Source organism: Longimonas halophila, assembly GCF_002554705.1.
Lineage (GTDB): Bacteria > Bacteroidota > Rhodothermia > Rhodothermales > Salinibacteraceae > Longimonas > Longimonas halophila.
Genome location: NZ_PDEP01000006.1, coordinates 238,504 through 249,688 on the forward strand (window position 1 = coordinate 238,504; position 11,185 = coordinate 249,688).

Genomic DNA, 11,185 nt, shown 5'->3' on the forward strand with positions numbered 1-11,185 from the left:
CGCGATCAGCTTCCGAATGCGTATCGTGTCACCCACTCGCAGCATATTTGGTATGTCTCACACCTCCCACACAACACCTTCGGGCCCGGCGTTCAAGACCGTCGTTGTGCCGATTGTGCCGGTTTGCTCCCAGCTACTGTGGATGTGCCCGCACACCACCAGGCGCGGCGTGGTGCGCTGAATCGCATCGCGAATGGATGTGCTGCCGAGGTGGCGTCCGCTGGAATCCTGGTCGACGCAGTTGTTGGGTGGGGAGTGTGCAACGAGCACGGCGTCGTCGGGGCAGTCGGCAAGCAGTTCGGCGGCCTGTGCTTCGGTGACGTCCCAGCTCCACGCGCCGAAGGGCGTAACCGGGATGCCGCCACCAATGCCGTAGAACGAGATCCCGCTGACGGTGGCGCCGCTGCCGTGCAGCACATGGGTGGCCTCCCAATTGGCACAGGCGGTGCGCAGTTCGTCGGTGCTCTCGGCGTTGCCGGGCACGAGCACGGTAGGCGTATCGATCTCCGACAGGACGCCGATGGTGCGGTCCAGGCCGCGGCGCATGTCGCAGAAGTCGCCAGCGCCCACGACGATATCGGCATCGGGGGCGCGCTGTACGAGGGCACGCGCGGCGCGATGGTTGGAGTGTACGTCGCTGAAGCAGAGTAGACGGGCCATCGCGGAGCTTTTGGTTACGAGCGGAGACTGTAGCACCAGAGGTAAACCGGCGAAGCTGCGTCCAGGTTTTGGGGAGGCGATGTGCATCGCTTTCTACCAAAAAACGTTTGCTACAGAAACGTCTTGTGCTCTCCGCCTTTTTGCTGGGCCACGAAAGTGAAACACGCTTCCTGGTCTGCTATTCTGAAATATGAAGCGAAAACATGTGCTGCGCGTGAAGTTAAACAGATTGCTTTACATCTCGGTAGCGGTTCAATGGTAAGTGATTGTCATATGGCCGACATCATCGGAGCCAGACAACCCCCTCTGTCTATCGACATCTCCCCCTTGGAAAAGGGGGAGAAACCCAAATGAGTCCGCAGGACGACTCATGGAGCGCAGCGGAATAAAGGGAGAGGGGGTTCGAATAAGACAAACCTACATTCTACGATAGCCTTATCACTTAGCGTCTACCCACTACCTACATCTCCTGCCATGTCCCGTTTATCAACACGCTCCGTGATTGCTCGCGTCCCGGTCTGGATTGGCATTGCGGTGTGCCTGTGTTTATCGGTGAGAGCGGCTGCAAGTGCGCCTCCTGAGGCCCCTGCGTCCGACCTGCAGATCGACTGGGCCAACCTGCAGTTTCCGCCTTCGCTCTCGCATGTTGCCAACGCGACTGACTCAACATCCCTTGTGTACGGCCAAGTCTACATTGCCGGTGTGACGGATGCGCAGGACACGCCGGTCGATAGCGTAAGGGCGCAGGTGGGCTACGGACCGGCCGGAACGTCGCCGCAGAGCGACGCGTGGCGATGGTTCGATATGCGGCCCAACCCCGGGTATGATTATACGCAAAATAACGACGAATACATTGGTAAAATGTTGCCCCAACGAATCGGGACATTTAAGTATACCACGCGCTGGAGCGTGGACGGCGGCCAGACGTGGACGTACACCGACCAGTTTGGGCCACCCTACGACGAGGTAGATGCGGGCGATTTGACGGTTGCACAGAGCAGCGACACAACGCCTCCGAGCACACCATTGGGGCTGAACGTGACGGACGTGGCTGTTGACGAAGTGTCGTTGACGTGGAATGCGATCCCCGATGTGGACGAAGACGCATTTGGGTACGCGGTATATCGCAAGGCTGAATCGGCGTCCTCGTTTACAAAGCTCACCGAGCTTGAGGATCTGTTTGGGGTGTCGAACACGAGCTACACCGATGCGACGGCTGCGCCGGGCACGACCTACGATTACCAGGTAACGGCACTCGACGTCTGGCTCAACGAGTCGCCTGCTTCGCCTTCTGTGCAGGCCACCACGCCGGCAGCGGTTGCCCTTACCGGCGGGGGCGCTGGCGGGCTGAATCGTACGTTTTCGGCGACCCCCGGGGCCTCTGAACAGCCGATTGGTGCTGTTCGCATTGCGCCCGGTCAGAGCGGAGCCACCTTAACGGAGTTGGTTGCTACGCCAGATGCTCCCAGCGCTACCGGCATCGACAAGGCGGCGCTCTGGATTTCGGCGGATGACGCGTTCGACGCGGCAAGCGACACCGAGCTTGCGCGCATCGATCTTGACCCGCAGGCCGGGCTGCCTGCTACGCTGTCGTTTGACGGCTTCACAGAGGCCCTGCCCAATCAGGCGCGCACGCTGTTCTTGACGGTGACGCTGACCGAACAGGCAGCAGGTGGCATCACGATGTTTCTGGCCGATGCCACGGCCCTTGCGCTTGATGGCGGGCAGATTGTCACGGTGAACGGAACCAGCCAGCAGAGCTTCTCCAATCTGGCCCTCTCGGCGAGCGATGCGCCCCTGCCTGTGGAACTGGCCGGATTCGAGGCGCAGCGCGCTGGTTCGGAATCGGTCACGTTGCAGTGGCGGACCCTCTCGGAGACGAACAACGCCGGCTTTGAGGTGCAGCGGGCTACCGCATCTGCCGATGGTTCTGCTAATGGCCCGGCCAATGCATCCGTAGAGACGTCCCAGGTAGAGACGCCCCACTGGGACGTCTCTACGGGGGAATCGTGGCAGACGATTGCGCATCTGGAGGGCGCAGGCACCACCAACGAGCCGCAATCGTACCGGTTTGAAGACACGGATCTGCCCTACGCGGCCGATCGTGTGCGCTACCGCCTGCGGCAGATTGACACCGACGGCACCGAGTCGTTTAGCGAGCCGATCACCGTTGCCCGGGAGGTGACTGCGGCCGAACTGCTGCCGACGTATCCGAATCCGGCGCGTGGACCGGCCACGGTGCGGTTTGCAACGCCAGAGCGGCAGGACGTGCGCATTGCGCTGTATGACCTGCTGGGGCGGCGGGTGCAGACGGTGGTGGATACGAACGCCGCGGGCCGCACGGAAGCGCAGCTTGACGTGAGCGATCTGGCCAGCGGTACGTACTTCGTGCGCATGCAGACCGACGGCTTCACCGATACGCAGCGCCTGACCGTGGTGCGGTAGTGGAATAGCGTATACCTACACACTTCTATCACAAAAAACACCCAGCCGTCGTCCTGAGCCGTCCGCTCGGGGCGGCGTTTTTTGGAGTGCTGTCCGGGAGATATACAGTTTTGCGCTCATAAAAAGTACAAGGTCTAATTGTTCGGGTGTTACCCCTTCACGCGACGTATCAAACAGCACGTCCCCTCAATGGTGAACAGAACACCCCACAATCGATTACTACTTTTTAAATTCGTATGTATATCAATTATGTCATATGTGTTTTACGCCTCTTTTATTACTAAAACGTATCTCTTAAATGTGCGGTCTACTGTGCTTTGGATTGCATGCGTTGCTTTGGGGTGGAGCCTGCTGAGCCTGGCTGCCACAGCCCAAACTCCTGCCACGACCATAACAAACAGCAGTGGCGAGGTGGTCTTACAGTCAAACGAAGATGGCGGGCTGCTGGCACCAGGCGAGTTTGCCACTGGCGCAATTCCGGCTGAAGGCGCTGGTACCCGGATGATGTGGTACCCAAAGGAAGCTGCCTTCCGGGCTGGACGCGTGGGTGTCAACTCGAACGGCACAGAGTGGGATACGACCAATGTTGGAAGCTCATCGGTTGCATTTGGTTCTGACACCGAGGCCAGCGGCAGCGGAGCCATGGCGGTTGGCTTCGAGACAACGGCCAGTAGCTTCGGGGCAGCAGCGATGGGGCATAATACAACGGCCAGTGGCGGCACCGGCGCTACAGCGATGGGCACCGGTACGACAGCTAACAGCACCGGCGCTACGTCGATGGGACAGGGTACAACGGCCAGCGGTCTTGGCACAACGGCGATGGGATTAAGCACAACGGCAAGCGGCGATCGCTCCACAGCGATGGGGCGCGAGACGATATCAGCGACCCTAAACTCCCTATCCATCGGTCGATTCAACAACGCTAACACCTCCTCTGACGGGACTATTTTCGTCGTTGGTAATGGGGGAGTTAATAACCGATCCGACGCACTGGTGCTCGACGACCAGGGCAACCTGGAGATTAGCGGCACTCTCACCGAAAGCTCCGACCGCCGCCTGAAAACGGGCATTGAGCCGCTGGAGGAGAGTACGCTGCAGGCGCTGGTGAACCTACGTCCGGTGCGCTACCAGTTCAAAGACCAGGAGACCCATCCCTCCGGAGAGCAGATTGGCTTGATTGCACAAGAAGTGCGTGAGGCGTTTCCGGAGCTGGTACATGAAGGCCCGGGCGGCACGCTCTCACTGGCGTATCCAAAACTAACGGCGGTGCTGATAAAGGGTATGCAAGAGCAGCAAACGCAGATCGACTCGCTCGCTCGCGAGGTCCGTTTGCTTCAGGAAGTAAAACACAATCAGGAGCAGTTGTCCGAGCAGGTAGCTGCCCTGCAACAGGCCAATGACGGTACCCGCTCTCGCCCGCTACCGGCCGGGTGGAGCCTTACCGCGCTTCTCGTTCTCCTGGTCGGTACCGGAGGCGTTGTCGCGGGGCGTCGTTTGTAGGCCTGCTCTTGTAGGCCTGCTCTGAGGCTCGACACGCGGGCCTTTCTGATTGACTCTCCCGTATAGATGATCTGTAATATGATTCGCTTTCTTGCATACAATCTTTTCGCCGGGGCACTCGCTATAAGTATTGGACTCGTCATCGGTGGTGCGCAGGCAGCCCATGCACAGACCCTGAAGATCCAGAGTGATGCCACCATTGCTGTTCAGAACGGTGCGGTCCTCGACCTGGAGAACGGCACAATGGATCTTGGGGGTGCCGGTAGCACCGCCACGCTCGATGAGCAGAGCGGGGGGCAAGTGAACGGCGGACCGCTCACGGCCACGCGCACCATGAACGCCCCCACCAGCGTGAACGTCGCTGGCCTTGGCGCGGTGCTCACCGCTGGCGCAGATCTCGGCGACGTGACCATCACACGTGGCCACACCATTCAGACCGCCGAAGGTAACGAATCAATTGCGCGCTACTACGAGATTGCGCCCTCGCAGAATAACAGCGGTCTGGATGCCACGCTCAGCCACGCTTACCTCAACACCGAGTTGAACGGGATTCCAGAAACCGAACTGGTGCTTTTCAAGTCGACCGACGGAGGGACCACATGGACGCGCGAAGGAGTTGACAGTCGAGACACAGGTCCCGCCGCCGGTGGGACCGTCACGTTGAGCGGGATCGAGTCCTTTAGCCGATGGACACTTGCAAGCAGCAGCAATCCCTTGCCTGTGGAGCTGGCCGGATTCGAGGCGCAGCGTTCCGGTTCGGAATCGGTCACGCTGCAATGGCGGACCCTCTCGGAAACCAACAACGCGGGCTTTGAGGTACAGCGGGCTACTGCATCCGTAGAGACGTCCCAGGTAGAGACGTCCCAGGTAGAGACGTCCCAGGTAGAGACGTCCCAGGTAGAGACGTCCCAGGTAGAGACGTCCCAGGTAGAGACGTCCCAGGTAGAGACGTCCCAGGTAGAGACGCCCCCTGTAGAGACGCCCCAGTGGGACGTCTCTACAGGGGAATCGTGGAAGACGATTGCGCATCTGGAGGGCGCCGGCACCACCGGCACTCCGCAGTCCTACCAGTTCGAGGACACCGACCTGCCGTACGCGGCCGATCGTGTGCGCTACCGCCTGCGCCAAATCGACACCGACGGCACCGAATCGTTTAGCGAGCCGGTGACCATCGCGCGGCAGGTGACTGCAGCCGAACTGCTGCCGACGTATCCGAATCCGGCGCGAAGCCAGGCGATGATTCGGTTTGCAACCCCAGAGCGGCAAGACGTGCGCATCGCGCTGTATGATATGCTCGGACGGCGGGTGCAGACGGTGGTGGATACCAACGCCGAGGGTCGCACGGAAGCGCAGCTTGACGTGAGCAATCTGGCCAGCGGTACGTACTTCGTGCGCATGCAGACCGACGGCTTCACTGATACGCAGCGCCTGACCGTGGTGCGGTAAATGTGTGGAGAATTTGCCCGCAGATCCATCACCTCTACGTTATGCTGCGATCACATCCAGCAGCTGCATGGTGTCCTATTTGTGAGGCCTCATGTGTCCGATAGAGAGCTACTTGTGTTGATGTCCGGATCCCTTCCAGCTTTACGCATCCGATAGTAGAAGGCACATATGTCGCGTCTCCCCCTTTGAGCTTTTCTGAAGGTGCGGGCCCGGTTCTGCTGGTCGTCTCCTTCTGCTTGACAGCACGACTCAAGTAGCTATGGAATCGTGGTTCGCCCAACCGATCACGAGTTCTTACATCGACTGATTCATCTGATCATGACTCGCTCGATACCTAAGTATCCATTCTCTCTCTTCTCTCTTTCATTACTACTTGGCAGCCTGCTCCTGATAGGGCTGGGACCCATGGCGGCTCCTACTGCGCAGGCACAAACCATCTTCACTGTCAACTCGACCGCAGACGATGGCGACTTTGACACGAGTGATGGGGTCTGCGATACCGACGACAGCGCTGACGACGGTCCCTGTACATTGCGCGCTGCTATTCAGCAAGCCAACAGTGCCACAGGAAACAGTGAGATCGAGTTCAATATCTCTGGCCCCGGTCCGCACACCATTCAGCCAGGCAGTGCTCTTCCAACTATCACCGAGCCGCTCTTCATCAGAGGCAACACCGAGCCGGATTACACGCCTGGCGGTTCGCCTGTTGTGGAGATCGATGGGCAGAATGCCGGCACGGGAGTAAGCGGCCTCACGTTTGGCTCGGTCAGCGCAGGCTCCGTGGGGGCGCTTGCCATCATCAACTTCGATGACAACGGTCTCTTGTTCGATGCCAGCAACAGCATTCCCACGCAGAACAGCTATATCGGTGTGGCCGCTGATGGCAGTGCTGCCGGCAACGGAAGTAGCGGCGTAGAGATCACGAACGGTGCCAGCGGCAACCTGATCAACGGCAACGTCATTTCCAACAACGGCGGGCGCGGGATCTTCATCGGGCCGGTTGGTGGCGAGGCCAACAACACCGTTGTAGACAACCTGATCGGCACCAGCCCCGACGGTACCAGCGATATGGGCAACTTCTTCGAGGGGGTCTTAACCAACGGGGCAATTGGCACGCTCATCGGTGTGGATTCCAACGGAAACTTCTCGGGCAACGTCATTAGCGGCAATGGACGGGCCGGCGTTTCTATTGTCAGCGGAGGCGCGACCATTCAAGCCAACAACATTGGTACGAACGAGAGCGGCGACGCGTCGTTGAGCAACGACGGCAACGGCGTGGAACTCTCCAATGGTACGTCGGGCGTGTTGGTAGGCGGTACAATGGCTGGGGCTGGCAACGTCATCAGCGCCAACGTCGGGCACGGCGTGCTCATCACCGGCAGCGGAAGTACCAGCAACGTGGTGCAGGGCAACAACATTGGCACCAACGCCGCTGGTGATGTGCCTCTCGGCAACGCCCTTGACGGTGTGCGAGTTGAAAACGGCGCTTCTGATGCCACCATCGGCGGTACAGCCAGCGGTGCCGAGAACGTTATCGCCGACAACGAAAACGAGATTTATATTGATGCCTCGAGCAACGACGTGCAGGGCAACTTCATCGGCACCAATGCCAACGGCGACGACCTCGGCTCCGGTTTCAACGCTATCGACATCGACAGCGGTAGCAACAACTTTATTGGCGGGAGCACCTCTGGAGCCGGCAACGTCATCGGATTCACGCTGACGAACTCCGTAAGCGTGAGCGGTACGAACAATGTCGTACGGGGCAACTTCATTGGCACCAATCCCAACGGCGATAGCCTCCCCACAACCGGAACGGCGGTTCGCCTCTTCGGCTCTGGACACGTCGTTGGCGGGACCAGCGCTGGAGAGGGCAACACCATCACCAACAGCAGTTTCGGTGTCGGAATCAGCACCGGCACAGGCCACACCATCCGCGGAAATCGCATCTTTGACAACAGCCAGCTCGGCATCGACTTCAACCGTGACGGCGTGACGGGCAACGACGCCGGCGACAGCGACGACGGCGTCAATCGCCTCCAGAACTTTCCCGAGATCCAGAGCGCCACGATTACGGGCGGTGGCGACGTTGAGGTCACGTACCTCGTTGATAGCAATCCGTCACTGACAGGCTCCGGTGCCAGCGACTACAACTTGACAATTGACTTCTACAAAGCCGATGCTGATGATGAGGAAGGTGAGGCCTACCTCGGCACAGACACGTACACCCCCACTGATTATAGCAGTGGCTGCAGCACGCCGCCGTGCAGCAAAACAGTCACGTTCACCCCGCAGGCATCCGTGACGGAGAGCGACGATGTAGTTGCCACCGCGACCGACGGCAACGGAAACACCAGCGAGTTTACCGGCACAAGCCAGCAGCTCCCGGTCGAACTGGCCGGATTCGAGGCGCAGCGTTCCGGTTCGGAATCGGTCACGCTGCAATGGCGGACCCTCTCGGAAACCAACAACGCGGGCTTTGAGGTACAGCGGGCTACTGCATCCGCCGATGGTTCTGCTAATGCATCCGTAGAGACGTCCCAGGTAGAGACGCCCCAGTGGGACGTCTCTACAGGGGAATCGTGGAAGACGATTGCGCATCTGGAGGGCGCCGGCACCACCGATCAGCCGCAATCCTACCAATTTGAGGACACCGACCTGCCGTACGCGGCCGATCGTGTGCGCTACCGCCTGCGCCAGATCGACACCGACGGCACCGAATCGTTTAGCGAGCCGGTGACCATCGCGCGGCAGGTGACTGCGGCCGAACTGCTGCCGACGTATCCGAATCCGGCACGAAGCCAGGCGATGATTCGGTTTGCAACCCCAGAGCGGCAAGACGTGCACATCGCGCTGTACGATATGCTCGGACGGCGGGTGCAGACGGTGGTGGATACCAACGCCGAGGGTCGTACGGAAGCGCAGCTTGACGTGAGCAATCTGGCCAGCGGCACATACTTCGTACGGATGCAGACCGACGGCTTCACCGATACGCAGCGCCTGACCGTGGTGCGGTAAGCGCTACGCACTGCGACGGACACAGGAGCGGGAGACAGCCCTTTGCCTACGGCAGCCGATTGGGGCAATCATGACCGCCTGCTGAAGCTGTATGCAGGTTTTGGAGACGGCAACACATGCTGCTTCCCCCTACAACCAGACACAGCGTTGGAGCCTCCATGCAAACCGGCTGAAATCCGTGTTGCGTGGGGGTTCGTGCCCGGTTGGGAGCTGGAACCTGTGGATGCAATGTGGTATCATGCTTTCGTTCCTGTATCCGTTTCACGTTTAGCCCCGTTGTTCATGGCTGATGACGCCTCCTCCACGGAAACTCCTATCGAAGACTTTGTTCGCATCGACGCGCTGCCCGACCACGACGGCGACACCGTTACGCTGAAGGGCTGGTTGCACAACAAGCGCGGCTCCAAGAGCTTGTATTTCTTGATCTTGCGCGATGGATCGGGCTTTGTACAGTGCGTGGTGAGCGAGGGCGATGTGGACGACGCCAGCTGGGCTGCGGCCGACAACGCAAGTCAGGAGACGGCGCTGTCGATTACAGGCAGGGTCTCGGCGGATGACCGCGCACCCGGCGGCTATGAGATGCAGGTCGATGCGGTAGAGACCATTGGCGATTCGGACGGCTATCCGATTACGCCGAAGGAGCACGGCATCGACTTCCTGATGAACCGGCGTCATCTGTGGCTCCGCAGCGAGTCGCAGTGGGCGGTGTTGCGGGTGCGCAATCGCGTGCAGAAGGCCGTGCATGACTTCTTTCAGGACCGGGGCTTCCTGCAGACGGATGCGCCGGTGCTAACAGGCAATGCGGTGGAGGGCACCTCAACGCTGTTCGAGCTCGACTATTTCGACGACGAGTCGGCCTACCTCACGCAGAGCGGTCAGCTGCACGGCGAGGCCATGGCGATGGCGTTCGGCAAGGTCTACACCTTTGGGCCGACCTTCCGCGCCGAGAAGTCGAAGACGCGGCGCCACCTTACCGAGTTCTGGATGATTGAGCCGGAGATGGCGTTCTACGACTTGGATATGAACATGACGCTGGCCGAGCGTTTTGTGTCGCATATCGTGCAGGATGTGCTTACGCACTGCGAGCGTGAGCTGGAGACGCTGGAGCGCGACACGACGGCGCTGCAGCAGGTGGAGACGCCCTTCCCGCGCATTAGCTACGACGAGGCGGTGGAGCTGCTGCGCAGCGACGCCACGGCCGAGCTGATTGACGAGCGCATTGCGGGGCTGCACGAGGAGCAGGCCGAACTGGAGACCGAGCGCGAAGAGAACCAGAAGCGGCGCGGGCAGGCGAAGAAGCACATCAAGCGCCAGATCGATGCGCGAGAGATTGAGATCAACAAGCGCATCAACGACATTGAAGAGGCGTTGCGCAACCTGCCGGACTGGAAGGAGTCGGCGCAGACCTTTGAGTGGGGCTCCGACTTTGGCGGAAGCGATGAGACGGTGCTCACCTGGCACTTCGATCGTCCGATTATCGTGCATCGCTTTCCGGCCAAGATCAAGGCCTTCTACATGAAGCGCGATCCGCACGACGATCGTCTGGCGCTGGGTATGGATGTGCTGGCGCCCGAGGGCTACGGCGAAATTGTGGGCGGTGGCGAGCGCGCCACGGATCTGGACTTCCTGCAGGAGCAGATTGAAGCGCACGGCCTGCCCGAAGAGGCGTTCGACTGGTACCTGGACCTCCGCAAGTTTGGCGCGGTGCCGCACAGCGGGTTCGGCCTGGGCCTGGAGCGTGTGGTGTCGTGGATCTGCGGGCGCGAGCATGTGCGCGAGGCCATTCCTTTCCCCCGCACGATTGGCCGCCTGCACCCGTAGGCGATTTTGGGTAGCGGTTCAATGGTAAGTGATTGTCATATGGCCGACATCATCGGAGCCAGACAACCCCCTCTGTCTATCGACATCTCCCCCTTGGAAAAGGGGGAGAAACCCGAAGGGAGAGGGGGTTTGAATAAGACAAACCTACATTCTACGATGGCCTTATCAATGCCAATCCAGAGTTGAGACCCACATCACCGCAAGCTGTTTGAGGAGGGTGCTTAACGCCGCTCTCACAAACAGCCCTTGGTGACATGGACTGGCAATCTACGCTCATTCGCGTCTTTGTGTTCGT

The 11,185-nt window shown here is 59.9% G+C and carries 6 protein-coding genes; 5 read left to right on the forward strand and 1 reads right to left on the reverse strand.

The genetic code is table 11. From position 1 onward, the window contains the following. Positions 1-57: 57 nt before the first annotated feature. Positions 58-660: a metallophosphoesterase family protein gene (locus CRI93_RS08220; protein WP_098062139.1), complete on the reverse strand. Its 603-nt coding sequence runs from the start codon at positions 658-660 to the stop codon at positions 58-60. Between the two features lie 474 nt (positions 661-1,134). On the opposite strand from CRI93_RS08220, the gene CRI93_RS08225 reads away from it, so the two are divergent. From CRI93_RS08225 to CRI93_RS08245, 5 genes are all read left to right on the forward strand, one after another. After that, positions 1,135-3,105: a T9SS type A sorting domain-containing protein gene (locus CRI93_RS08225; RefSeq protein WP_098062140.1), complete on the forward strand. Its 1,971-nt coding sequence runs from the start codon at positions 1,135-1,137 to the stop codon at positions 3,103-3,105. Positions 3,106-3,417: 312 nt separating this feature from the next. After that, positions 3,418-4,605, forward strand: a complete 1,188-nt coding sequence (locus CRI93_RS08230; protein ID WP_176521784.1) for a tail fiber domain-containing protein — start codon at positions 3,418-3,420, stop codon at positions 4,603-4,605. Between the two features lie 78 nt (positions 4,606-4,683). Next, positions 4,684-6,051, forward strand: coding sequence for a T9SS type A sorting domain-containing protein (locus tag CRI93_RS15440; RefSeq protein WP_098062142.1), 1,368 nt, complete (start codon positions 4,684-4,686; stop codon positions 6,049-6,051). A gap of 405 nt (positions 6,052-6,456) precedes the next feature. Then, a complete protein-coding gene (locus CRI93_RS08240) occupies positions 6,457-9,069 on the forward strand; it encodes a T9SS type A sorting domain-containing protein (protein ID WP_176521785.1) in 2,613 nt (870 codons plus the stop codon). A 282-nt stretch (positions 9,070-9,351) separates the two neighbouring features. After that, the gene (locus CRI93_RS08245; RefSeq protein ID WP_098062144.1) at positions 9,352-10,890 is read left to right on the forward strand and encodes an asparagine--tRNA ligase; all 1,539 of its coding nucleotides are present in this window, start codon (positions 9,352-9,354) and stop codon (positions 10,888-10,890) included. The last annotated feature ends 295 nt before the right edge of the window (positions 10,891-11,185 follow it).